Source organism: Mesorhizobium hawassense (genome assembly GCF_003289945.1).
Taxonomy (GTDB): domain Bacteria; phylum Pseudomonadota; class Alphaproteobacteria; order Rhizobiales; family Rhizobiaceae; genus Mesorhizobium; species Mesorhizobium hawassense.
The window spans coordinates 33,806-56,907 of sequence record NZ_QMBP01000002.1; the positions used below are offsets into that span (position 1 = coordinate 33,806).

A 23,102-nucleotide genomic window follows, 5' to 3' on the forward strand; every position below is an offset into this window, starting at 1 on the left:
CTTTGGCTCGTTCGGATTGTCTATCTGACCCGCTTCTTGCGGATAATGAAATATGTAAGACTACTTCAGGACATATTTTTACTATCACTTTAATATGTCCAAGGTGTGAAAACACATATAATATGGTTTCAACTCGGAGAACATCAATGAATGTAGATAGACGTGAAAAACACTGGAAGAATGATCCGAAGTGGCAATGTATACTTGCAAAAGCCTCGGATCAATCGCAGACCATACATGGTGATGTGGTGATTCATTCATACCAGAGCCGTCAAGATCCCTATTTTACATCATCATACTTCTTTGAGACTGAGCGCGGCGTTGTCCTGGTCGACACCCAGATATATTACAGCGCGGCTCAAGAGCTTTGGGATGCAATCAAGTCCAAGACCAGTGGAAATATATTCGCTATAATCAACACGCACGCGCATCCCGATCATTATTTTGGCAACATGCTCTTCCGCAAGGTTGCCCCGAACGCGACCATTATTACGAGCGCCGGCGTACTGGCTGACATGCACGCCACTGCAGCGCAACGCGTCGCCAAGACGCGTAAAGAGTGGGGCGACGAGGTACCCAGCAATCCCGCCGATCTCGTATATCCGGATTTCGGTTTTGAGCGCACGCTGACGCTTGCGTTCGACAAGATCACTCTCGAGCTGAAAGAGGTCGGTCCGGCTGAGGCGCCCGTTCAAGTTGTGGGGTGGATCCCCCAACATCGTGCATTGATTGCCGCCGACATTCTGCAGAACAAGCAGCACCATTATTTCTCGGACCGTACCACAGCGAACTGGTACCGAATCCTGCAGGAGTTCAGCGAAATGAACCCTCGCTTTGTCTTGACTGGACATCAAGGCATCGCAGGAAAGGAGCTCATCGAGGAGACCAAGCACTGGTTTGCCACGTTCCTTGGTCTTATGTCAGACGTCGCCCCCCGGGATGTCGATCCCGAGAACATAGATACGATCGATGCCAAAAGCCGCAGTTACGTTGTAAGCGAGATGCAGAGGCGTTTTCCCGACTGGTTCGATCCGTACTATTATGAAGGGAAGACGGTACTCGAACAGTGTATTGACGGCCATCGGTCAGAGCAGATTGGCGCCCAGGTGCTCGCCGCGCTCGGCAGCAAGGCCGGTTGATAGGCAGTTCACCACCCAAACCATGGATGTCTCCCAAAACTGGAACTCCCCTGCCTCCCGATGATGGAGGCAGGGGCGAACGCCGGCAACGATATGCATGGGGCGACCAATATGTCGCGAATTTTGGAAGGTATGTTGCTACGCAGCCGCCGCTACGCACCCCATGTAATGCGCCGTCAGTTGCACCCACAAATGATAAGATCGGAGGACCACATGTCTCGCTTTCTTTTGAACAAAGGCGCACTTGTCACAGGTGGATTGACCGGCGTAGGCCTAGCTATAGCAGAAGGACTTGCCGAGGCTGGCGCCAATGTCGCCGTAGGCTCCTTCGTCAATCCCGCCATGCCTGACTTTGTAAAGAACGTGCGGGAGCGGCTGGAACCATTTGGCACCAAGGTCTTTGCCGGGCATCTGGATGTGCGCAATTCAGGTCTTGTGCGCGAGTTCGTAAGTGAGGCCCAAGTCGTCTGCGGCCCGATCGACATTCTTGTGAACGCCGCTGGAATTTGCTTCGAGCAGCCCGTTAGCGGCCATTCCGATGAACTGTGGGACAGAATACTCGATACAAACCTCAACGGCGCGTTTCGCGCCATGCGCGAAACGATGCCGGGCATGATTTCGCGCAGATGGGGCCGTATTATCAACATCGGCTCCACCTACGCAAATGTCGGCTGGGCGGACAACCCCGCCTATTGCGCCTCCAAGTCCGGCATGCTTGGCCTCACCCGTTGCGCAGCGCTCGAAGGAGCTCCGCATGGGGTGACCTGCGTCATGATAAGTCCGAGTGGCGTTGACACCGAGATGACTCGCCGGACTATCAAGGAAATCTCTGAGCGGGAGGGCAAGGGTCGGACCCCTGAGGACGTGCTTTACGACATTATTATGCGCAAACCCCAAAAACGCTTGTTGCAGCCTAGCGAGCTTGCGGCACTAGCTACTTTCCTTTGTCGGGAAGAGGCAGGTAGCATCACCATGGAAAACATCCAGGTAACCGGCGGATCACTGACCTAGCGCTTGATAGTTTGAGAGTAGCTTCGGCAAGAAATACGATTCCCGCGGAAGGCTCGCGGCAAGGTAGTTTGAGTTGCCTTCTGCGATGCGCCGTCCCGGCATCAGTAGGCGCGAGGCAGCAGCACGCTTTCCCCAGGGTCGATAGTATTTCGGATGCGCGAGCGAATCTCCTCCGGGACCGCCGCGTCATCTGGCAGAAACAAGCCGCAGGCGCCAAGCCCTGCCCGCCCGTCGATCTTCTGGCCGATAAATTCATAGACCACCCTCGATGCAAAGGGCTGTCGGCTACCGCCGCTGGCCACACCAATCATCACGCCAGTCAAAAGTCGAAGCGCGTGGCGATGCGAAGGATACAGGAAAGTCATCGACACCAGCTCCTCGACCAGAGTCTCGTATTCCAAGATGCACAGCCTATCGACGACCTGCGAAACATTTCCTCGAAACTTCTGAACGGGGCCGGCCTGTCCCCTCGCTCGGACTTCTCGGAGACGCTCAAAGGTTCGCGTCGCTGTCCGACCATCGACTTGATGGATCCGGGTCAGCGCGCGGACGATGTGGTTCGACCATACGGGTGTATGAAAATAGACGTGGTAGAATCCGCAATATGGAGCCAAGAAGATCTGCGATGTTTCGGGAGGGCTGGGCAAAAAGCCCGGTGTAATGGTTGGCGGTCGGACTACAGCGGCTTGGTTGGGGAGCACTTTCTGAGAAAATTCTTCCGGGGGAAGGAGAATCTCAAACTCGTCGACACCAAAAAAATCGGTTATGCGCCGCAAGTTTCGCAACGACGGAAAAGAGGTTCCAGACAGATATTTATTGAACTGCTGGCGATTAATTCCAAGTTTTCGAGAGATTTGTGAAACGGAATCGTAGCGTGAACAGAGCTTCCTAAGATTTTCTGCTATGGCCACTTGCTGTCGATCTCCTGTCGACATCATGTTACCTCCATACAGGATCAAGCCAGAGACTCCCTACACTTTCATTCCCAAACACCATGCTTACAGGCACGTCAAATACCCTGCCGTTCTTCATACTCTTGGCTGGCTCGATCGAAAGCCCGCCGGCAAGTGCAAACGGAAGCCATCTGCATATAGTCGCATTTCGCATTGGGTTGTCCATGGCTGTCTGAGACCACCTCTCGTGCACTCACCAAACCTGGAGCACAACCCAGCGAAACCCGCTAGGGGCCTTACTCCATCCCGCTTCAGGTCACGTCAGCCAATTTGTCCCGGTTAATCAACAAAAGCTGACAACGTAGCCTGCTGCCCCAAACTGGGATCGATATGACCCTCCAGGCCAGCGGCGGCCCCGTTTGTCGGCCCCGTCGACGACGCCACCTTTCTCTGGTGTAGCTGCATCCAGCGTAAGATCACTGCGCTAAGTTCTATGGACCATGCGTCGGCGTTCCAATAGCCTTTGCTGTCAGCGGCGCCAACAGGCGCGCGCCATTAAAGTTTTCCAATGGACCCTCGGCTTCAGCCGCAACAAAAAGGAGGGGTAGCGATATGTCATCGAAGCTATCTAGACGCCGGCTTATCAAAACCGCAGCTTCTCTTGGAGCCGCGGCAGCTTTCATTACCATCTCACCCAGCAACGTCTTTGCGACGGGCAAAAAGCTGCTTGTGCGCATTCCAAGAGACCTTCAGAACCTCGATCCAGCGAATCGGACTGGACCTATCGAAGTCAACGTCATTCTTGCGGTATATCAAGGACTGATCAAGCCAAAGCTCGGTACCCTAGAATTTGAGAACGACGCTGCGGCATCCATCGCTCAGGTAAGCGACACGTTGATCGAATTCACTCTCAAAGACAATTTGATGTTTTCCGGAGGGTTTGGCCAGGTTACGGCTCAAGACGTGAAGTTTTCATTTGAGCGGTTCATCAAGCCGGGCCCAGACGGGAAGAAAGTCGCTTTCGCGGACGACTGGGCTGTCCTTGACTCGGTCGAAGTGACCGGCCCGCTGAGTGGCAGAATTCATCTGAAGGGTCCGAAAGCCTCGCTTTGGACGACTACGTTAGCCGATGGTTCCGGTGTGATTGTATCCAAAAAAGCTTTCCAGAAATTCGGAGGGAAAATTTCTGCAAATGTCATTGGATCTGGCCCATATATGCTGGCCGAATCCACGCCCGGTACACGGTTCGTCCTGACGGCAAATCCGGATTTCAAAGGACCGAAATCTCACTTTGAGGAGATCGATCTGCGGCCGATTACTGAATTAAGGACCGCCGAACTTGCCTTCCTCGGAAGGGAGCTCGACTTTACACAGATCGACCCCGTCCGGTCCGAAGAAATAGGCAAGTCACCAGCAACCAAAATAATAAAAAAGTCGGGGATCGATTACGTCTGGATTGGCCCCAACATCGCCAAGCCCCCATTCGACAAACACGAAGTCAGAGAAGCGCTTCGCTTGGCAATTGATGTCGATGCCATTCTGGCAGGCGCATACAACGGTTTCGCCCCCCGAGCGAACGCGATCTTGGCTCCGGAATTGTTGGGGGATTGGAAGGACGCTCCCGTTCGCGCCAGAGACGTGGAGGCAGCAAAGGCTCTGCTAGCTAAGGCCGGTCTTGGTTCGGGCTTCAAGACACGTTTGACCATCCTGAATACATCTGTGTTTCAGGCAATTGCAGCCATCGTGCAAGCCAATCTCGCTGACGTTGGAATTGACCTGGAAATTGATTCACGCGACAGCGGCGCTTATTGGGCACTCGGTGAAAATGACGCGTCCAAGGATTTGGATCTGTCCTTGATCGAATTCCCCGGCAAGATGGATGCCGGATTTCAAATGCAGTGGTTTACTACCTCTCAGATCGGGCTTTGGAACTGGCAGCGATGGAGCAATCCAGAGTTCGATGCTTTGTTCGTCAAGGCCGAGGCAACCTTGGATGACAAGAAGCGTAGCGAGATTTACGTCCAGATGCAGCAGCTTATGGATAAGTCCGCCGCGTTTATCTGGATTACATACAATGTCTACACGTTCGCGTCCGTTGACACGCTGACGCCCGCGATACTTCCCAGTGGAAGCAATCTATTGCTCCAGGATTTTGTCGGCACATGATTCAGAGCATACGGAGCTCCCTGGCGTTCCCCAGCCTGGGCGGTCGAGTGGCCGCGATAACCGGGGGAAGCCGGGGACTCGGTCTCGCAATGGCCCTCGCCTTGGTAGAGAACGAGGTTAGCGTGATCATCGGGTCGCCGTCAAACGAAGCCAATCACGCTGCCTTAAAGAAGATCGAAGTATTCGAAGGGCAAGCAGTTTGTCAGTTCCTTGATGTCACGAAGAGAGAAAGCTGCGAGGCATTTGTTCAAAGCGCGATTGAGCACTTCGGACAACTGGATATCATGTTGTGCAATGCCGGGGTATCGATATCGGAAACTGCGTTCGAGACGTCTCAACAGACTTGGGCAAAGACCATTGGTGTCGATTTGGACGGGGTCTTCAATTCTTCAGTTGCAGCCGCTCGGAAGATGACAACCCAGCCTTCGGGCGGATCAATCGTCGTAACATCGTCGAACGCTTCGCTGGTTGGCTTCAACGGGCTATCCGCGTACGGCGCCGCGAAGGGCGGTGTCAATCAACTTGTCCGGTCTCTGGCCCTTGAATGGGGGCAACACAATATTCGGGTGAACGCGGTCGCGCCTGGTTGGACTGATCATCGGATGGAGGGCAACGACCATTCGGTAAATACGGCCGCGGCTGAAGCGGCGATCGCGCGTACGCCGCTGAAACGCTTCGGGACGGCCGAGGAGATAGTGGCCGCGGCGCTTTTTTTAGCCTCCGATTGTGCCTCCTTTATTACCGGGACGGTCTTGGTGGTCGACGGCGGCTATACCTCAGGTTGAGAGCGCACTCGTTTGGCGATCAACTAAGTTTGATTGTTCCTGAAAAGTAACCGGTGTTCTCAGGCCACGGCTTTGAGTTGCGCGGGGGCATATGCCCAGGGCAGTAGGTGGTCGAGCTGGTTTTGTGGATGACCGGCGACGATGCGGACGATTACGTCAGCGAGGTAAGCGTACGGGTCGACGCTGTTTAGCTTCGCGGTTTCTATGAGTGAGGCGATGGTCGCCCAGTGCTCTCCGCCGCCGTCGGAGCCGGCGAAGAGCGCGTTCTTGCGATTGAGGGCAATTGGCCTGATCGAGCGTTCGACCACGTTGGAGTCGATCTCGATCCTGCCGTCGTCGAGGAAGCGTGTCAGGCCCGTCCAGCGCGAGAGCGCGTAGCGGATCGCTTCGGCGAGCTTGCTCTTCTGGCTGACCAAGACAAGTTTCTCGCGCAGCCACGGCTCGAGGGCATCGATGATCGGCCGAGTCTTTTGCTGGCGGGCGGCGCGGCGCTCTTGCGCCGGGCGCCCCCGGATATCGCTCTCGATCTTGTAAAGCTCGGCAATGCGCTGGAGCGCTTCCGTGGCGATCGGCGCGGGTCCAGACTGGGCCAGTTCGTAGAAGCGGCGACGGACATGCGCCCAACAGAAGGCCAGGCTCACGGCATTGCGCTCGGCAAGGACCTTGTAGCCGGCGTAGCCGTTCACCTGCAGGACGCCGACAAAGCCCTGAAGATGGCGCACGACGTTCTCGGCTTTTCGGTCCGGCGCATAGAGATAGGCGACGCCGGGTGGATCGATCCCGCCCCAGGGGCGATCGTCACGCGCATAGGCGAACAGTTGGCCGGTCTTGGTGCGGCCGCGACCGGGATCGAGAACCGGCGCCGTCGTCTCGTCGGCGAAGAGCTTGTCGGATGCCTTGAGCCGCTCGAACAGGCGCTCATGGATCGGCCGGAGCAGGAAGGCTGCCTTTCCGACCCAGTCGGCGAGCGTGGACCGATCCAGGTTCACGCCTTGGCGGGCATAGATCTGCGCCTGACGATACAGAGGAAGATGGTCGGCGTATTTGCTGACCAGCACATGGGCGACGGTCGCCTCGGTTGGGATGCCGCCCTCGACCAGCCGCGCCAGAGCAGGTGCCTGCACCACGACCTCCTCGCAGCTCCGGCAGGCGTATTTCGGTCGGCGGGTGACGATGACGCGGAATTGGGCCGGCACGATGTCGAGGCGCTCGGAACGATCCTCGCCCATGACGTGCAGCATTCCCTTGCAGCACGGGCAGATCTTGTCGGGAATGTCGATGATCTGCTCGATACGCGGCAGGTGCGCGGGCAGTGAACCGCGGTTGGCGCGGCGCTTCCTGGCGCGAGCCTCGCGCTTGGCAAGATCGGCGGCGTCCTCCGCCGCGAAGCCTTCGGCCTCGACCTGCTCGGCCTCTTCCAGGCCCAGCAGCAGCTGGTCGACCGGCAGGCTCTCTGCCCTGCGGCCGAAGCGGTGGCGCTGCAGTTCCTTGATGATCTGGCGCAGCCGCTCGTTCTCGGCGCGCTCCGCCGCGAGCATCGCCTGAAGCGCGATCGGATCGTTGGTCAGTGGCTCGGCCGGATTGGTCACAAAGCCGATTCAATCATGCATTCCAATGCTTTGCCAGCGCCTTGGCCGTCGGTGGAATCAACTTGCCGCGACCGGCGCGCGTGTCTCGCGGGCGTCATGCACGCGACGCCAGTCCAACCCTTCCAGGAGCGCCTGCAATTGCGCCGCCGTCAACCTCACCACGCCATCGGTGATGGCAGGCCAGCAGAACTTTCCGTCCTCCAGGCGCTTTGCCAGCAGGCACACGCCGGTGCCGTCGAAGTAGACCAGCTTGACCCGGTCGGCACGCTTTGCCCTGAAGACGTAGACTGCGCCGGAGAAGGGTTATGTGGCGCGCCACATAACCCTTCTTATGCGTCGGGCGAGATTATGTGGCGGAGCCGCCCTGACCCCCTTTCGGGCCGGCCAAACCCAGCTTGCCTCCGCCACATAATATTTCATGCCTCTCTCATGGCGCGGGATTCCCCTGTGCCACAACGCCGGAGGGGCAGAATGCTCGAGTTCTATTTTTCCTATTGTGGGGTGCTCAAGCGCCTGCGTAGCGGTGCACTCGGTGGCGAGATGGATCGCCTCGCGGAGCATTTTTTCACCCTTGGTTACAAGCGAGCGTCCGCCAAGATTTACCTGAGCCGGATTGCGCGCTTTAGCCAGTTTGCCGCAACGCGCTGTGGTCGGATGCCGATCCATCAAGATGTCGTCGACAGCTATTTATGCACGTTTACTACGGATTCTCCACGCATTGGGGCAGCATCGGCGCTGGGACATGCACGGCGAGTGGCTCCGGAGCGCTTCATCGCTTCCCCTCCCAAGGTAGATGATGATCCGGATACTCCGCTTCTGACCTCATTTTCCGACTATTTGCGCAAGGTGCGAGGACTTGAGCCGACGACACGCGAAGGCGTTCTTCTGGGAGGCCGCCGCTTTCTGGATTGGTTCCGCCATCACCATCCCGGTCAAGATCTCGAGGCGTTGACGGCTGAGCACGTCCTTGCTGCTGTCGAGCATCGGCTGTCGCTATCGGCGACAACCGGCACCCGCACGGCAGCGACTTCTCACATCCGAACATTTCTTCAGTTTTTATGTTGGGCTGGCCACCATGACCAGGATCTCGACCGCGTCGTCCCAAGGACGCCTCATTGGCGTTTGGCGCATTTGCCGCCGCGCCTTGCATGGGATGACGTTCGGCGTGCAATCGATGCGATCGGCGCAACGACGCCGGTCGACATCCGCGATCGAGCCGTCCTGCTGCTACTCGCCACCACGGGCATTCGCAACGGTGAGCTACGCGCCATTCAGCTGCAGGATATCGACTGGCGTGCTGGCGAGGTTTCTGTCCGGCGCACCAAGGGCAAGCGGGATCGGGTGGCGCCGCTGCTCGAGGAGACTGGCGCCGCGCTCGCCGACTACGTCCTGCGCGCTCGACCGAAGGTGGATAGTCCGTATCTGTTCCTGTCCTTCACGCCGCCCGTGGCACCGTTCAAATGCGCGTCGCCTGTTTCAAGGATCGTGCGGAAGCGGTTGCGACATGGCGGGGTTGAACTCGGGCGGGTCGCAGGTGCGCATCTCCTGCGCCACAGTCTTGCCACCCAGCTCGTCAAGCAGCGAAGGCCGATCAACGAGGTCGCCGATCTCCTGGGACACCGCAGCGTCAACACAACGGCGCTGTACGTAAAGGTCGCGACCTCGCAACTTGCCGAGGTCGCACTCCCCTTTCCGGGAGGCGTGGCATGACCGCCTTTGCCCGATTCCTCGGCGAGAAGGCCGAGTGTTACATCGAGCTACGCCACTCCCTCGGCTATGCCTTCAGCAAGCAAGCCGGCACGTTGCGGGCTTTCGTGAGGTACGTTGAGCGCGCTCAGTTCGATGGGCCCGCCACTCGAACGTTGGCGCTGGATTTCGCCCTGTCGTTCAGCGGCGCCGCCAACAGCCGCGTCACTCGTCACGGCGTGCTCCGCCGGTTTTACGAGTATCTCGCCGTTTACGACGCGCGAACCGAAGTCTTGGAGCGCAGGGCTTTCCCCAGATCCAGAGCGATTCCGCCTCCGCGTATTCTCAGCGAGGCTGAGTTGACGTCACTCATCGACGCATGCGCCCGCATTTCGCCTAGCATCCCTCTGCGAGGGCGGACGATGGCGACGCTGATCGGATTGTTGGCGAGTTCGGGGCTGCGATCGGGCGAAGTAGTCGGGCTTGATCGTTCCGACGTTGATCTCACCAACGGGGTTCTCCTCGTTCGGAAGACAAAGTTCCGCAAGGATCGTCTCGTTCCAGTTCACACGACAACCCAGGCTGCCCTTGGTTGCTATGCCCGTGAGCGCGACGCCGCTTTCCCCACACCCAAGGATCAGGGCTTCTTCCTCAGTTCCCGGGGCAACCGCCTCTCGGCGACCGGCCTGCAAAACGGCTTTGCCGAGGTCCGTAAACTCGCCGACTTTGATGGCGGTAAGCCGTTAAGGCCGCACGATCTCAGGCACCGGTTTGCCGTGACCCGCCTCAGCCTCTGGCACCAACAGCGCGCAGACGTTCAGGCGCTATTGCCTTTGCTCGCCACATATCTCGGCCACGCCAGTTACAGCGACACGGCCTACTACCTCACGGGCTCGGCGGAGCTCCTCGCCATCGCGGCTGAGCGTGCCGCCCTCGATGGGGGCGCAGCATGAGCGAACACCTGCTCCTAGCGCCGCTCCTGGAGTCCTATTTCCGCCGGCGCCTGACCAAGCAGCGGAACGCGACTCCCGCGACCGTGGCCAGCTATCGGGACGCCTTGCGCATGCTGATCCTCTTTGCCGCCGCCCGATTGCGGAAGAAGCCGGCGGCGTTGGCGCTCGAAGAGCTTGATCGAGACCTCGTTCTCGCTTTTCTCGACGAACTCGAGGAGAAGCGGAACAATTCCGTCACCACGCGCAACGCCCGCTTGGCCGCGATCCGATCTTTCTTCCACCACGTCGCTGCCGCCGACCCGGCGTCCTTCGGCGTCGCCCAACGCGTGCTGACGATTCCCATTAAACGGACGCACATTGAGGTGACGTACCACCTCACCAAGGCCGAAGTGGACACCCTCATCGCGGCGCCCGATCCAAAGACGTCCCGTGGTCGGCGCGACCGAGCCTTTCTGCTCTTCTTGGCACGGACCGGCGCCCGGGTCTCCGAAGCCACCGGCGTCAACGCAAACGACCTTCAGTTGGAGCGGCCGCACCCACAAGTGCTGCTACGCGGCAAAGGGCGCAGAGACCGCGTCGTCCCCATTGCTAAGGACCTGGCGCGGGCGCTGACATCCTTGTTGAGCGAGCGCGGGATCGCCCATCACGAGCCGCGACCGATATTCGTCGGCGCCCGCAACGAGCGCCTGACTCGTTTCGGAGCGACCCATATCGTGCGGCGTGCGGCCACCGAGGCCGTGCCTACCAGGCCGGCCTTGGCCGACAAGCCCATATCGCCGCACATCTTCCGGCACTCCCTCGCCATGAAGCTTCTCCAGTCCGGCGTGGACCTTTTGACGATCCAAGCCTGGCTCGGGCACGCACAGGTCGCCACGACCCACCGCTATGCCGCAGCGGATGTCGAGATGATGCGCAATGGACTCGAGAAGGCGGGCGTCACCGGCGATCACGGCGTGCGTTTCCGACCAAATGACTCCGTTCTGCAACTGCTGAACTCCATCTGAATATTATGTGGCGGAGGCAAGCTGGGTTTGGCCGGCCCGAAAGGGGGTCAGGGCGGCTCCGCCACATAATCTCGCCCGACGCATAAGAACGGATCGGCGCCCATCGTGTCGCGCACCAGCGCCGCCAATCCCTCAGCGCCCTTGCGGAAGTCCACCGGCCTGGTCGCCACCATGACGCGCACGGCGCCGGTCGGGCCGATCACGACGAACTCTTCAGCGCACGGATCACCGCAGCCACCGTCTTGGCGTCAGCGCCACGACCGACCCGCATGGCGACACCGTCGATCTCAAGCTCGATCACCCCAACGTCGCGGGTCGCCTTCCGCTTCCGCGGCTGCGCTGGACGCGTCGGCGTGGGTTCCGGAGGCGGCGTCGTCACCACCGCCGGCACGAAGGCCGGGGATTCCTCCGAAGCGGCCTGTTTGCGCGCTTCGCGCCGCCAGGCGAACACCTGCTGTGGCCTCAGACCATAACGCCGGGCGACTTCGGAAATGACTGCGTTCGGTTCCAGCGTCTCCGCGACGATCCGCGCCTTGTCATCCATCGACCAGTGACGCCGGCCGCCAGCACCGTTGATCACCTCGAAACGCCGGGGCTGCCGCTCCGGGTCAAGCGTAAGGTCAAGTCCAGACACAAGCCTATCTCCGATCCCAATACAGGATCGGCAACCTCACAGATCGCGATCACTCTCGAAAGGTGGCCCGGAAACGCCGCTTACCCTGAAAAGCCAGACAACGCCAACCGGAAAGAAACCATCGAATGGCGCCAGCCAAGCGCCATAGTCGAACGGTGGTGACGCCGATTGACGCTTGATGGACGCAACTCGACTTCGGACTGCAACAACGCGCGAAATTGATGCGGTCTGCTTGTCCTGACACGCTTGAACGATCGCAGTCTTGACGAGCGTTGTGCCGGTTTGGAGAGGAGCATTGTCAGTGAATACTATCGAAGTTCGAACGGCGGAATGGCAGACTTGCAACGTCCTTGGCGTCGACGTTGAATTCCATCGAGAGGGATCCGGGCAGCCGCTCGTTTTGATAGATGGTTCTTTTGGATTTCGTCCAGACGGGCCGTTTATAGGTGATTTTGCGCGAAATTTCTCTGTTATTGCTATTCGGCTTCCAGGATTTGGTGACAACGCCCTGCCGGGGTGGATCAACTCGACCGACGACTATGCCTACCTGGGCCTTCAGCTCTTAAAGAAACTGGACGTAAAGCGCGCGATTCTCACAGGCTGTTCCTTCGGCGGCTGGGTAGCGGCTGAAATGGCCGCCATGGATGCCAGCAGGCTGTCGGGCCTGGTCCTTGTTGGTGCATTTGGACTCAAGGCTGGACCATATGACAGACTGGACGTGCCTGACATCTATTCCATGTCTAGGTCGGCGCTTGAGTGTCTCCTCTATCGCGATCCCGCTCACGCACGTTTCGATCAAAGTCGCGGTGACGACAACACGTTGGAAAGAATGGCCCGCGGTTGGGAGACCATGGCACTGTTGAGTTGGGACTCCTTCTTTCACAACCCGAAGCTCAAATATCGCGTGGCGGGTATCGACCTTCCTTGTCTGATTCTGCGCGGTGAGTCCGATGGACTTGTCTCAAGGGCGAACGCGGATGCATTCGCTTCTTTGATCAAGGGCGCGCAGTCTGGAGAAATCGCAAATTGCGGACATCTCCCGTTGGTTGAACAGCCCGAGGAAGTCGGTTCCCGCATCATGTCTTTTATATCGTCTACAAAAGCATGGACTGGATCTCGAATAGACGTCCGGATGGTGGATACTCAATGAACAGTAAATACCAACAACTCCAGATTAACGTACCCGATGCACGGGTCCTGCATGCTGACTTCTATAGTCCGGAGGGAGAGGACCCGCACCCGACCGTGATTGGTATACACGGTGGTGGGTGGAACCAGGGATCTCGGGGGGGCTACCAGCATTGGGGGCAACTCCTGGCGGAGAACGGCTATGCGCTGTTGGCCGTGGACCGCTGGCATTTCAATATCCACGAGACACCCTACCCAACGGTAATAGCAGATTTGCGCGAGGTTATAAAATTCTGCCAGGCGAACTCATCCTTCTTGCGAATCGATCCGGATCGTATCGCGCTGATGGGTGCTTCATCGGGAGCATACATAGCAGCAATGGTCGGCCTAGATAGTGCCGCTGGTAATCAACCTAGCCCTTCGGTTGGCATCAAGGCCGTTGTCGCAGCTTACGGCGTCTATGATTTGGCGGCGGAGTGGTCGTATGAGCAGATGACGCGGCCGTTGGACAAATCGATAGAATGGCTGCTTGGCTGCGCGCTCTACGACAACCGCGCCGCTTACTTCGAGGCATCCCCTTTATCTCGCTGTGTTCGGAGCAACAATCGAATACCATTTCTTGTTGCCTGGGGGACAGAGGACAGCGTCGTCAGCGAGCAGTTGCAGTCTCAGCCCTTTGCCCGAGCGCTTGCACTTGCTGGTTTTGATGTGACCACCTGCATCCTGCCCTACGCCCAGCATTACTGGCTGTTGGAACCGCTAGACCAAGCCTTGAGCCAATCTGCGATGTTTGCGCCACGCCTACTGCGTTTTCTTAACAGAACTATCAAGTCCTGAAAGGATGACATGTGGTTGACTTCGACTTTGACCTAGTGGTTCGTGACGGTACCGTGGTGACATCCTTTGACTGCTTCTCAGCCGACATTGGAGTAAAAGATGGTGTAATCACGGCAATCGGTAGGAACCTGCGCCGCGGCCGGGAAGAACTGTCTGCGGAGCACCAGCTTGTAATCCCGGGAGGACTTGACCCTCACTGTCACATTGAAGAAGTTGCCGAAAGCGGATCTGTTCAGGAAGAAACATTCGAGACTGGATCAAAAGCGGCCCTGGCCGGCGGGACCACGTCGCTCATTTGCTTCAAGCCCCAATGGCGGGGCCACTCGATCAAGTCAAGCGCGCCTGACTACCTTGAACGAGCCTCCCGCGCTCTAGCCGACTATAGTTTTCATCAGATCATTACCGACCCGTCTCCCGAGGTCCTAGATCAAGAAATACCGACGCTGTTGGCTCTTGGGGTTCGTAGTCTGAAGGTATTCTTGACTTACGATCCCCTCCGTCTTTCCGATGGCCAATTCATCTCGGTGCTGTCGAAGGCCAAGCAACTCGGGATGATGGTGACCGTACACTGCGAGAATTATGACGCGATAGAGTGGCTGCAAAATGCGCTCTTGGCTGCCGGAAAGACGGCCCCCGTCTACCACGCGTGGGCACGCCCGGTGGTTGTTGAACGAGAAGCCGCCCACCGTGCGATTTCCTTGGCCGAGTTGGTCGGCCAGCCAATTCAGGTGTTCCATGTTTCCGCGGGTGCAGTTGCCGATGAGATTGAAAGGGCGCGCAAGCGTGGATCGAAAGTGTGGGGCGAAACGTGTATGCACTACCTCACACACACTATCGCCGACCTGGAGAAGCCGCACTTTGAAGGCGCGAAGGTGGTCTGCTCGCCGGCACTGCGCGATGAGGGCGAGGCGGACCGGTTGTGGGCCGCAATATCGAGGGGAACACTTAATGTGATCTCGTCGGATCACTGCGGGTTTTCGTTTGCAAAAGCGAAACGGGACCCTGGCAGCAGCGCCTATGGCCAAGGGACCGCATTGCTTAACGACGATGGCACGCCCGCGTTCAATTCAATACCAAATGGCGTGCCTGGGATTGAGACCAGAATGACAGTGCTATTCAATGAGGCGGTCACCAAAGGCCGGCTCGATCTACCCGCATTCGTAAGACTTACTTCAACGAATGCAGCTCACCTTTTCGGTCTGAAAGGGCGGAAGGGAGACATCATTCCTGGGGCGGACGCCGACCTCGTCATATGGGATCCTACGAGGGAAAAGACGATAAATGTCAGCGACATGCACCAAGCCATAGACTACACGCCGTGGGAAGGCTACAGCGCAAAAGGGTGGCCAACCACCACAATTCGCCGGGGAGAAGTTGTTGTCCGAGACAATCAAATCCTTGCTAAAGCCGGAACCGGCAAGCTGTTACCGAGAGCCTGAGGCCAGCATACAATGCAGAGCTTTGGCGACGCGGGGCAGGAGTTCGCTCAAGGGCTCGAACTCCGGACCAGCCCATGCCGCGGCTTGTGCGGCCTGCCGCCCTTGCATGGCGCGGCGAGCCGCGGCCCGGGACCCGGGACCTCCGCCTTCCTCAGCGCAGACGAACTCAGATAGCCGGTTCATCCGTGAGGCATACGACGGAAGGGAGACGCCTGACGCGCAAGCTGGTGGCGGTTGCGCCAGGAGATTTGGGGACTCGCCCAAGCGGCCACTGGCCATTCGGCCACGGCTGCGAATCCAGGTTAACGTTCATCTGAGTTGAAGAAGGATTTCGAGGAGGGAATCCGAGCGCCACCCTGCGGTTCTTCGGCGGAGCTTGACGCTTCCTTTTGTCTTGCTGGCGCGCACGAGGTTGAGGGTGAAGCGCCGGACGACGAGCAGCCAGTGGAAACTTTCGACGCCCCAATGGCCGCGTGCGGCGTCGGCGAGTCGTTCGATATTGAGCGGCGCCGAACTGATGTATTGGCGGGTATCGAAGGTGCAGCGGTCGGCCAGTTCGGTGCGATTGGGGATCTTGACGATGGTCTTGATGCCGCGAAAGCGCGGCTGGCCCGGATAGCTGCGGTCGGGGTCGATCCAGTTGACGACGCTGGAAGCGGTGTAGACGTGTGTCTCGATGTGGCCGTGGCCCTTCTCGATGGTGGTCTTGGTGACGCGTTCTTCGGGGCCGCGGAAATAGTCTGCGACTCCGTGTTCGAGGGTCGGCTGGCTCCCCTTCAGGGCAGCGTAGTCGGCCTTGTGCTCGTGGATCTTGTCGGCGATCTCGACCAGGGTGCCCATGGCGTCGATGGTGACGAGGGCGCCTTCGAGCTGTCGGGTCTCGGCGAGGTGATCGAGCAGCTCGGGGATGGGGTGATCTCGTTGGCCTTGTCCTGCACCGAGAGCTGTGTCAGCGACAGCCGGGCGTTGGTGGAATAGGCGCTGAGCGTGTGCAGGGCCTTGAGGCCCTTGCGACGATCGTGAGTGCGGCGGGGGGTCTTGCCGCCGAAGGCGATGACCTCGTGCCGGCCCGGCCAGAGCGCGGCGGTCCAGCTCTCGAAGCAGCGCTCGAACAGGATCGGGTCGATGCGATTAACCAAGGCCCGCAGCCAGCGGGCGCAGGGGATGCTGTGGTGGAACGGGCGAACCGGCGCATCAGGTCGAGATGATGCTCGCCCTAGGCGACGATGGCGTCGAAATCGTCGCAGTCGGCTATGTCGCGCAGGTCAGCAGCAACAGCATCTCCTCGAGCGGAAACGCCACCCGCCAAGGTTCGCGGTCATCGTCGATCTGCGAAAACTCCTCGAGGAGAACGGCCACGCGCGACTGCGGAGTCTGCTCGTCGAACATTGGGGACCAGCACGTCTCCAGCGAATCAAGCTATGATTGGAATCACAGGTCCCCTTCAATTCCAAAACCTCGTTAACCCGACTTCCCAGCCGTGCCATTCGGCACGAACGGGTCGCCATTCTGCTTGGGCGCTGCTATCTCGGCCACGGCCTGAAGCCGCAGGAGACCCCAGCAAGTTTGGCTTCGTAGACAGCACTAAGCACCTTGCCACCGTGCCGCGACCTCGGGATATTCCGGAGCGACGATGCGATGTGCGCCTCGCTGGCGCAATCCCGCTCGAAAAGAGCGGTACAGTGGCCAGTTACATAATCGTGGAAACGATTTGCCAGATGAGCGATGGTTCCATGATGAACCTGCCAGCCGTGCCGCGTTGATCAGCCTGGCCCATGCCGGAGCATGGCGACGTAAGCCGCGATTTACAACACCCGCAGGATACGATCGCGGCAAGCGACGCCATTCGGCGACCGCGACCGTTGCACGGCGGTACGGAACAAGAGCCCGTGGGGAGGTGGCCGGCGCTGCTTGGGAGGCGTCTGATAGCGCCGGCCAGGCGGAGGTCAAGGTCCGCCGTATACCGAAATAATCAAGGAGCAACCTGATCACAGGTATTGTCGATCAATCGACTCAAGCAGTTTAGCCTTAAGTCGTTATTTGCCGTACCGGCGCTCCAACGCGTCGGCAATTCGCTCGCAAAGCAATTCCGACGTCACGACTGTGAGGTGGAGACGAAGGTGAACTCCGTGTGTGTCAACCAGGGTAACGACAATACCGCGATCGAAGTACTCTGCGAAGTCGAGAACTTCGTTGATGATGAAGTTGGGGATTTCGCCGAGCCTCTTAAGGCGTTCATCCACAGGGTTTGCCTCCGATCACGGCTCAACGTTTGTCAACTGGTCGGCGGCCGTCCAGGCAGCCCGAGTCTAATTCGCTGGTCTTCGGCGTAGCTCTCGGCAACAGCTTGAGCGTCGAACAAACGCCGAGTCACCTTGCCATCTTTGACGACATGTACAACCCAATTACCATCAACATTCTTCAATCGAACGTCATTTGGTTCCCCGGTAACCATTGTCGCTCACCGCTTCATCCGCCAATACCCAGGGATGGAAGACAACTCCACAAGAACTGCAAAGCTCGGTGGGGTGCCATCACCCGAGACGAAGTATTAACATCGATACTGTCGATCAGTACGTCGCTTCCATACTGCGGAAAGCCACTCAACAAAGCCAGAAGTCCAGACGCTCTAACGTTTGTTTTGAGTTGGCGCGTTCATACCCCAATTCCATTGTCGTACCTGGATGTCTTGAAATAGTCCGTGCTTGGAATATGGATCGTTCTCGGCGACCGATTTGGCGGCCGCGAGGTCTTCGACATCAGTCACTATTAGGCTACCGTCCGCAACTCCGCCCACAGAGATGAACGGACCTGAGAACGCTATGGAACCTGCCTCGTTCAAAGCTTCGAGATAGGCGCGATGTTCTTGTCGTTTGTCGAGCCGAATTTGCAAAGAGTTTGGCTTGTCTGTACAGATTATGGCGAACAACATTGCTTCCTGTCCTATCTTACGCCGCGACCGATACTTGGCCAAATTCCTTCAGCTGCGGATATACTTCCTGGGCAAGCAGGCGAATTCCGTTGATGGTTTCTTCATGGCCAAGGGCTCCACCGTGAGCCTGGCAGACCAGGTTCCCAAACCCACCGACCGCGCTGTAAAATCTTTTGATCTGACCCACGACCGTGTCCGGACTGCCACAAAATAGGAGTCCCCTGCTGATGGCTTCGTCGACCGTCAACGGACTTGCGCGGCTCATGGGACCGGACAAGGCCTTGCCGGTCCGAAGTACGGACACGTTTGCCGCCGGGCTCGCATAGCCGGGCGGATTGGAGAAATGCAACGGAGCTTTCGCTGGCCTGTTGTAGAACCACAGCACGTGCTCTGCGGCCTCTCGCGCTTCCGCATCTGTTGAACCAACATACGTCAGAGAAGTATAGGCCAATCGGTCCAAGCCGAATGGACGGCTGTGGTCCGCTGAGTCCCATCCTTTGCGGTAGCTGTCAAAGATCGCTGGAGTGCGGTCGTATCCGGATCCGAAGGTCGCCAGAACGTAGCCTCGCTCACCCACCTGCGCACAGCTTTGCGGACTGGAACCGGTCATCCAGATCGGCGGGGTCGGCTGCTGCGCGGGCCGTGGCCAGATATTGACGAGCCGATGCGAATAATATTTTCCCTCAAACGAGAAGGGACCATCGTGGCTTGTCCAGGCCTTCAAAATTAAATCGTGGGCTTCCCACATACGCTCGGCGTCCCGGACCGGGTTGCTGTTCGTCGCGGCGACCTCGTATGGCACGCTTCGGACAAATCCACATTCGAGACGGCCGCTGGATATCACGTCGATCATTGCCATCTCTTCAGCAACTCGGACGGGTTGGAGACGCCGAGCGATTGGGTTGCCAAGGACCAAAAGCCGGGCGTTCGACGTCACACGGGCAAGAATTCCCAGCAACATCGGAGCTGAGGTGCTGAGACAAGTAGGTGTCTGGTGATGTTCATTGACCATCAAGTCCAATCCAACTTGGTCGGCGAAGACAAACTCGTCGATGTAGCGTTTGTACAGCTCATGACCGACGGTTGGATCGAAGTACCGGTTGGGGAGAGTTACGATGGCGGTTTCATATTGATCCGGAGCTGGCCACTGTGGATAGGCCATGTCGCAATGATAAAAAAGCCGCATAAAATATTGCTCCCATGGCCAATTTTTATTGAGGTTCGGTACCATCCGACAGCTTTTCGAAATCTAAAACAAGTTCGCTGGTGCAAGCGCTCTAGAGCAGCTTTGCGCAATCGGGGTGTAAACACGCGTCAGGCATGGTCGTGCTGTGGGCCCTTTAACTTTCCTCTTATCTGCGCAAGGCGGCGTGCAACCACCCACAATACTGCGTGGACCGGCGACTTCGCGAACAATTCCCATACCGTCGGCAGATTGTGTTGAGGTCGATGGTCTGGATTTTCTGAAGTCGGAAGTAGGGAGTCGAAGACGCCGTCGGTTTCGTTCGGCCTTAAGGTGACGTCCTTGCCAGCAAAGGCGTTGCGGATCTTGAATGCCCGTCCCAGCAGGGAGGTCGCCTCCTTCCGCTGGATTTTGCGTAGATGGTGCCGGCGACGTGTTCGAGGGTCGGCACAATCTCGCAAAAGTCGCGGCTGAAGGCAGTTAGCGATCGATCGGCGTGGCAATGCCGTCGTGCCGACGCTTAGTCTGGCGTGGTAGAGATGACGCGAGCTGTCGAAGGCATGATGGAGACTCTTGAAGGCGCCGAAGCCATGAGCGCACGGTGGAAGCGCTCCTCCTTGCCTAACGCCCCGGGGATGGCACTGCCTAGAAAATGGCTGACGCTCGCGCCGATCTTGATCAGCCAGATGCCCAGCGCGGTGAAGCTGTTGCGCCCGCCGTCGCCCCATGGTGGTCCGTTGTCGATGGCGATGTAGCGCCGGAATCATCCGCCCCTGGCGAAGCGGTACGCGGCCCGTGAAGTCCATCCGCCACAGATCGTTGCCACAGATCGTTAGGGGCTTAGTGCTCGAAGTTGATGAAGCGCCATCGAGCAAGCAGGCGATCCTTGCGCCCGCCCAGGCTACTCCTTTCGCGGCGACAGCACCGCTGCATCCAGAACCGGCGGCCGCGCCGCGTACTCGGCTTCGGCCACCGCGAACGCTCCGCCAGCCCAGTTGCGGCTTCTGCACGAAATCGCGCCAGCAGCTGTGCCGGCTCTAAATGGCTAATGAGGTCACTGCGTAGGCGAGGGCTTGGACGCCAAGGACGAGGTCGTCGGGCTGCGTTGCTTCAGCCGGGTTGTGACTTACTCCGCCAATGCTCGGGACGAAAATCATGGCGGTCGGACAATGGCCTGCAAGATGGAGTGCATCGTGAAAAGCGCCGGACATGATTCGAATAGGATCCGTTCCAGTAGCTGCTTGGCAGGCCCTTGCCAGTAGGGTCTGCAAACGTTCGTCGAAGGCAGTCGGCGCTTTTTCCAGAATGCGATCGATCGTTATCAACGCCTGATTTTCAACCATGTTGCGTTCCGCCTCTAAGGTCGCTTCGAACCGATCTAGGCCAGCGTAATTCGGCGAGCGCACATCCAGGGTAAAAAGCGCTTCCGAGGCAATGGTATTTATGGAGTTTGGAGTCACGTTCCACCGACCGCAGGTGATGCGGATGTCTTGCGCGGACAATTCTCCAGACAGGTCAACAATTCTTTTGAGATAGTTGTTGGCCAGCACGACCGCGTCGCGCCGCATTGACATGGGTGTCGTGCCCGCGTGGGCAGCGCAACCTTGGCAGCGAACTTCATACCAACGGACGCCTTGGATACCGGTCACTACCGCGAGAGAATGACCAGACTGTTCCAGCACCGGACCCTGTTCTATGTGTGCTTCCAGATATGCATGCATAGCAAAGCCAGGGGCGCAATCGAGCGCACCCTCGATTGCTGAACGAGCTTCGGCAAGCGCCTCGCCGAAGATCACTCCGTCGACCCCAACAGCGTGCTGATAGTGCTCCAGTAGCGACGGCTCCACGAATGCTCCAGACCCCATCGCTCCAGGTTTGAAGCGGCTGCCTTCTTCATTGGTCCACGCGACAACCGTCACAGGCCGAGAGGTTTCGATACTCGCATCATCCAAGGCGGCCAGCACTTCGAATCCAGCCAAGACTCCATAGGCTCCATCCAACCGCCCCCCCATCGGTTGAGTATCGATATGACTTCCCATCACGACCGGCGGGACTAGCTTGGCGCCAGCGCGCGTAAAAAACAGGTTACCACAAGGGTCGATTTCGACTTTGCAACCGAGCGCGCGCGCACGGCCGATCAGGAACTTTCGAGCCTCGATTTCTTGTTCCGACAAGGCCTGCCTTTCCACTCCCCCATCTGCACGCAGACCGAATGTGGCAAGCCTTTCTACGGAGGCCAGGAAGCGATTTGCTTCGACGCAACCGAGCGCCATCCTAGAATACAATGAAGCAAGCATGTGTTTTCAACTTTCCCCGACGGAGCAATCTCATTGTCTTGGTGAGGGCGGTCATCTTGGCCGATACAAACCAATGGGCGACCGTGTTAGCGACGAAGTCAGTCGAGGCGTAGCGGCAAGATCGTGCTCTGGCACTATCGCGATCCACAACCAATCGAGTGACGTGCGACAGATGAACGGCCGAGCGTGATTGTGCTCCGCAGGGCCGAGTGATCGGTCAATCGACGGGCGAAACACCTGAAAGAGGCGCCTTTTGCGACAGAGCCTCTAGGCGACTTGGCCAGGATATCGCGAGTCACCCTACCGATCTGCGCTACGATGCCATTGGCTCCCGACATCTCACCAAAACTCGAACGGGTCATTGGCCCAAACGCGAACATGTCAGCTTGCGAGCGCCCATCCCCTGCAATCACCCTACTGTACTCATCAACGGCGATCCCAAGATCTGTCTCGTCAAGCTTAGCAAGACCCTGATGCAGAAGCGCAGCAACCAAAGGGTTTTCACCTGGATTCTTGTCTGGTCCCGTGCACACGACCACCGCGTCATACATTCGTTGTTCAATGGCCCCGAGCTTATGTTCAAGAGTTGCAGCCAATTTGTCACCATTCGGCGTTACGTCGGTAACTGCGGCCTTCGCAATTGTAAGGGTTCTGTCTGCTATCTCGCGGATCAGAAGTTCATGGGATTGCGGCGGTATTCGAAAACGAAGCACGTCCCAGAAGGGCAGAAGTCGTCGGATAGCCCGGGCTTTTTCGGAGGTTCGAAATGATCTCCAGATCACCGGAAGCTTTGCACTGATGGCGTCTGCAACGGGCTGCCACCCCAATCGTCGGGTCGACCTCCTTAATACGGTGTCGGACAACCCGAAGCAGCTGGCTATCGTGTCGAGCAATAGACTTTACGGTGGTTTGCCTATGATCCACCTTTAGCCGGCCTGATACTTTCGCGACAGCAGAGCGCAGCATACTGGACACGGACGTGCGGTAGTCGTATCGCCCAACGTAGACTTTCTCTTCGTTTGACCGGTCTTTGGGACGAGACAAGAGCCCCCAATCCGGGAACCATCTGGTCGCCTCCTCTGTGTCGTCGTCGGATAGCGCCATTTGATCGGTGGGAACGTTGACGCGATGCGCGAGATCCCGTGTTGAGTAAGCAACGCCCCTGCCAAGCTCAGCCAACGGCTCAACGATCACAACATTCATGCCATCGGTCATATGTCTTGCCAAATGGATAACCAATGTAGCTTCCGCCCCCCCAATCAGTACGGACTTGTTATGATCTCCCATCTCGGATTCCCTCATTAGCGGTCTGTTCGCTTTTACAATTTGCCTCGCTCCTTGATCTCAGCGATTGTGATTACTTTTCGTACCGGTTCCTGCGAATCTTTTTCATCCCGGTTCACATGCCCTTGCCCACGGAACTCAT

Annotated in this window: 20 protein-coding genes and 3 pseudogenes; 11 read left to right on the top strand and 12 right to left on the bottom strand. The window is 58.1% G+C overall.

Annotated features, from left to right (window positions below; translation table 11 throughout):
- The first annotated feature begins 146 nt into the window (after positions 1 to 146).
- Together DPM33_RS04390 and DPM33_RS04395 are read left to right on the top strand one after the other, a co-directional pair.
- The gene (locus DPM33_RS04390) at positions 147 to 1,139 is read left to right on the top strand and encodes an MBL fold metallo-hydrolase (protein ID WP_167448952.1); all 993 of its coding nucleotides are present in this window, start codon (positions 147 to 149) and stop codon (positions 1,137 to 1,139) included.
- 213 nt (positions 1,140 to 1,352) lie between these two features.
- Entirely contained in the window at positions 1,353 to 2,150 is a 798-nt protein-coding gene (locus tag DPM33_RS04395) for an SDR family NAD(P)-dependent oxidoreductase (protein ID WP_112096711.1), read from the top strand.
- Positions 2,151 to 2,251: 101 nt separating this feature from the next.
- Here DPM33_RS04395 and DPM33_RS04400 read toward each other — a convergent pair whose 3' ends face one another.
- The gene (locus DPM33_RS04400; RefSeq protein WP_146770198.1) at positions 2,252 to 3,061 is read right to left on the bottom strand and encodes a helix-turn-helix domain-containing protein; all 810 of its coding nucleotides are present in this window, start codon (positions 3,059 to 3,061) and stop codon (positions 2,252 to 2,254) included.
- A 594-nt stretch (positions 3,062 to 3,655) separates the two neighbouring features.
- Between DPM33_RS04400 and DPM33_RS04405 the strand changes: the two genes are divergently transcribed.
- Both DPM33_RS04405 and DPM33_RS04410 read left to right on the top strand, forming a co-directional pair.
- Positions 3,656 to 5,209, top strand: a complete 1,554-nt coding sequence (locus DPM33_RS04405; RefSeq protein WP_112096025.1) for an ABC transporter substrate-binding protein — start codon at positions 3,656 to 3,658, stop codon at positions 5,207 to 5,209.
- Entirely contained in the window at positions 5,206 to 5,994 is a 789-nt protein-coding gene (locus DPM33_RS04410; protein ID WP_112096027.1) for an SDR family NAD(P)-dependent oxidoreductase, read from the top strand. Before DPM33_RS04405 ends, DPM33_RS04410 begins: the two co-directional genes overlap by 4 nt.
- Before the next feature lie 59 nt (positions 5,995 to 6,053).
- Here the strand turns inward: DPM33_RS04410 and tnpC are convergent, their stop codons facing one another.
- Together tnpC and tnpB (DPM33_RS04420) are read right to left on the bottom strand one after the other, a co-directional pair.
- A complete protein-coding gene (tnpC, locus tag DPM33_RS04415; protein WP_112096712.1) occupies positions 6,054 to 7,532 on the bottom strand; it encodes an IS66 family transposase in 1,479 nt (492 codons plus the stop codon).
- A gap of 108 nt (positions 7,533 to 7,640) precedes the next feature.
- Positions 7,641 to 7,874 (bottom strand): annotated as a pseudogene (tnpB, locus tag DPM33_RS04420) (IS66 family insertion sequence element accessory protein TnpB); the annotation flags it as partial.
- 180 nt (positions 7,875 to 8,054) lie between these two features.
- On the opposite strand from tnpB (DPM33_RS04420), the gene DPM33_RS04425 reads away from it, so the two are divergent.
- Genes DPM33_RS04425 through DPM33_RS04435 form a run of 3 tightly spaced genes read left to right on the top strand, consistent with a single transcriptional unit; the run spans position 8,055 to position 11,226 of the window.
- Positions 8,055 to 9,293 carry a site-specific integrase gene (locus tag DPM33_RS04425; RefSeq protein WP_112096029.1) on the top strand — a complete coding sequence of 413 codons (1,239 nt, stop codon included), beginning with the start codon at positions 8,055 to 8,057 and terminating at the stop codon, positions 9,291 to 9,293.
- Positions 9,290 to 10,222: a tyrosine-type recombinase/integrase gene (locus DPM33_RS04430; RefSeq protein ID WP_112096031.1), complete on the top strand. Its 933-nt coding sequence runs from the start codon at positions 9,290 to 9,292 to the stop codon at positions 10,220 to 10,222. The genes DPM33_RS04425 and DPM33_RS04430 overlap by 4 nt, the downstream gene beginning before the upstream one ends.
- Positions 10,219 to 11,226 carry a tyrosine-type recombinase/integrase gene (locus DPM33_RS04435; protein WP_112096033.1) on the top strand — a complete coding sequence of 336 codons (1,008 nt, stop codon included), beginning with the start codon at positions 10,219 to 10,221 and terminating at the stop codon, positions 11,224 to 11,226. The genes DPM33_RS04430 and DPM33_RS04435 overlap by 4 nt, the downstream gene beginning before the upstream one ends.
- 86 nt (positions 11,227 to 11,312) lie before the next feature.
- Here DPM33_RS04435 and tnpB (DPM33_RS37705) read toward each other — a convergent pair.
- A pseudogene (gene tnpB / locus DPM33_RS37705) lies at positions 11,313 to 11,399 on the bottom strand (IS66 family insertion sequence element accessory protein TnpB); the annotation flags it as partial.
- Between the two features lie 26 nt (positions 11,400 to 11,425).
- The gene (gene tnpA / locus DPM33_RS04440) at positions 11,426 to 11,860 is read right to left on the bottom strand and encodes an IS66-like element accessory protein TnpA (RefSeq protein ID WP_245442001.1); all 435 of its coding nucleotides are present in this window, start codon (positions 11,858 to 11,860) and stop codon (positions 11,426 to 11,428) included.
- 301 nt (positions 11,861 to 12,161) lie between these two features.
- Between tnpA and DPM33_RS04445 the strand changes: the two genes are divergently transcribed.
- The 3 genes from DPM33_RS04445 to hydA are packed head-to-tail and all read left to right on the top strand — an operon-like array spanning position 12,162 to position 15,264.
- Positions 12,162 to 13,010, top strand: coding sequence for an alpha/beta fold hydrolase (locus tag DPM33_RS04445; RefSeq protein WP_167448954.1), 849 nt, complete (start codon positions 12,162 to 12,164; stop codon positions 13,008 to 13,010).
- Positions 13,007 to 13,825 (top strand): alpha/beta hydrolase family protein, encoded by an 819-nt coding sequence (locus DPM33_RS04450; RefSeq protein ID WP_167448955.1) that lies wholly within the window; start codon positions 13,007 to 13,009, stop codon positions 13,823 to 13,825. The genes DPM33_RS04445 and DPM33_RS04450 overlap by 4 nt, the downstream gene beginning before the upstream one ends.
- Positions 13,826 to 13,836: 11 nt before the next feature.
- A complete protein-coding gene (hydA, locus tag DPM33_RS04455; protein WP_112096039.1) occupies positions 13,837 to 15,264 on the top strand; it encodes a dihydropyrimidinase in 1,428 nt (475 codons plus the stop codon).
- Positions 15,265 to 15,573: 309 nt separating this feature from the next.
- Here the strand turns inward: hydA and DPM33_RS04460 are convergent.
- From DPM33_RS04460 to DPM33_RS04485, 5 genes and pseudogenes are all read right to left on the bottom strand, one after another.
- Positions 15,574 to 16,403, bottom strand: a pseudogene (locus DPM33_RS04460) (ISAs1 family transposase).
- Between the two features lie 112 nt (positions 16,404 to 16,515).
- Positions 16,516 to 16,653 carry a transposase family protein gene (locus DPM33_RS35750; RefSeq protein WP_146770200.1) on the bottom strand — a complete coding sequence of 46 codons (138 nt, stop codon included), beginning with the start codon at positions 16,651 to 16,653 and terminating at the stop codon, positions 16,516 to 16,518.
- A 647-nt stretch (positions 16,654 to 17,300) separates the two neighbouring features.
- Positions 17,301 to 17,507, bottom strand: coding sequence for a hypothetical protein (locus tag DPM33_RS04470; RefSeq protein ID WP_112096044.1), 207 nt, complete (start codon positions 17,505 to 17,507; stop codon positions 17,301 to 17,303).
- A gap of 386 nt (positions 17,508 to 17,893) precedes the next feature.
- Positions 17,894 to 18,196: a YciI family protein gene (locus DPM33_RS04480; protein WP_112096049.1), complete on the bottom strand. Its 303-nt coding sequence runs from the start codon at positions 18,194 to 18,196 to the stop codon at positions 17,894 to 17,896.
- Between the two features lie 16 nt (positions 18,197 to 18,212).
- Complete coding sequence (locus tag DPM33_RS04485) at positions 18,213 to 19,427, bottom strand: LLM class flavin-dependent oxidoreductase (protein WP_112096051.1); 1,215 nt, start codon at positions 19,425 to 19,427, stop codon at positions 18,213 to 18,215.
- A 491-nt stretch (positions 19,428 to 19,918) separates the two neighbouring features.
- Between DPM33_RS04485 and DPM33_RS04490 the strand changes: the two genes are divergently transcribed.
- The gene (locus DPM33_RS04490) at positions 19,919 to 20,134 is read left to right on the top strand and encodes a hypothetical protein (RefSeq protein ID WP_146770201.1); all 216 of its coding nucleotides are present in this window, start codon (positions 19,919 to 19,921) and stop codon (positions 20,132 to 20,134) included.
- A gap of 282 nt (positions 20,135 to 20,416) precedes the next feature.
- Here DPM33_RS04490 and DPM33_RS04495 read toward each other — a convergent pair whose 3' ends face one another.
- Together DPM33_RS04495 and DPM33_RS04500 are read right to left on the bottom strand one after the other, a co-directional pair.
- Positions 20,417 to 21,652 (bottom strand): M20 family metallo-hydrolase, encoded by a 1,236-nt coding sequence (locus tag DPM33_RS04495; protein ID WP_208648362.1) that lies wholly within the window; start codon positions 21,650 to 21,652, stop codon positions 20,417 to 20,419.
- 702 nt (positions 21,653 to 22,354) lie between these two features.
- Positions 22,355 to 22,978, bottom strand: a complete 624-nt coding sequence (locus tag DPM33_RS04500) for an FAD/NAD(P)-binding protein (RefSeq protein ID WP_112096056.1) — start codon at positions 22,976 to 22,978, stop codon at positions 22,355 to 22,357.
- Positions 22,979 to 23,102: the final 124 nt, after the last annotated feature.